Origin of the sequence: Arthrobacter sp. E3 (genome assembly GCF_017353415.1) — a bacterium.
In the GTDB taxonomy this organism is placed as follows: domain Bacteria; phylum Actinomycetota; class Actinomycetes; order Actinomycetales; family Micrococcaceae; genus Specibacter.
In genome coordinates, this window is the sequence record NZ_JAFMPX010000093.1 from 1 (window position 1) to 832 (window position 832).

The 832-nt window shown below is 51.7% G+C and carries 1 protein-coding gene; it reads left to right on the plus strand.

What is annotated here, in order from left to right; all coding sequences use genetic code 11:
* Window positions 1-37 precede the first annotated feature (37 nt).
* Window positions 38-709 (plus strand): Kunitz family serine protease inhibitor, encoded by a 672-nt coding sequence (locus JMA46_RS16775; RefSeq protein WP_207346486.1) that lies wholly within the window; start codon window positions 38-40, stop codon window positions 707-709.
* Window positions 710-832: the final 123 nt, after the last annotated feature.

Genomic DNA, 832 nt, shown 5'->3' on the forward strand with positions numbered 1-832 from the left:
GCCATACAAGCAAGAGCAATAAACTCACCAGTTCACCATGGCAACATTCAGCTACAACTATCTCCTTGTCTTCGCCGTCCTCCTCTCAGGAACCTTCTTAAGCTCCGCAGCTGCTCTCTGCGATAAGCAGGGAGAAGCCGTGCTAGACACCAACGGCAAGCATGTCCGCATAGGCCACAACTATATGATCAAATACACCGCATCCAACAGCCAGAACGGCATGCTTGGTCTAGTCCAAAACAAACAGAGCCAGTGTGAGAAGTACGTCGGGTCAACCAGCCGCCGCCAAGCCGAGTTGGTACACTTCACTTCAGGCACTGATATGTCTGAAGATAACACCATGAGGGAGGGTGGCCGCTACGCCTTCAATTTCATTGCACAATGGAACCACCCTTGCAAGCTACCGGGCAGGTGGACAACGGGCAAAGAAAATTCCAATGCCGATTTCACACCAATCGTCGCCGCACAGGATCCAAACAGTAACGACATCCGGAGGAGGTGGTTCGAGGTGAGGAGGGCCGAAGAAGAAAAAGAAGGGTCATACAAGCTATCGGTATGCACCTGCAGCCAGCCGAAACAGTGTCCTTGCGCTGAAGTGGGTATCAACAACCTGAATGGCCAGATTGTACTAGGCGAGGGAGGGGACAGTGTCACCATGAGGTTCGAGAAGGAGCAGCAGCAGCTTGCTAGGAAGATCGCGATGCAGTAGTTTAAGCAACAACTTGGACTGAAGGACGGACGCCTGGAGCTTTGCTTATGTGACTCGTTCCTGCAGAACGGGTGCTAAATAAAACTGTAATCTAGCTACGAGCACGCTACGTTACAAGCAGTA

Coding starts and splice junctions, on each gene's coding strand:
- JMA46_RS16775 (WP_207346486.1), top strand. CDS start 38: ATGGCAACATTCAGCTACAACTATCTCCTTGTCTTCGCCGTCCTCCTC.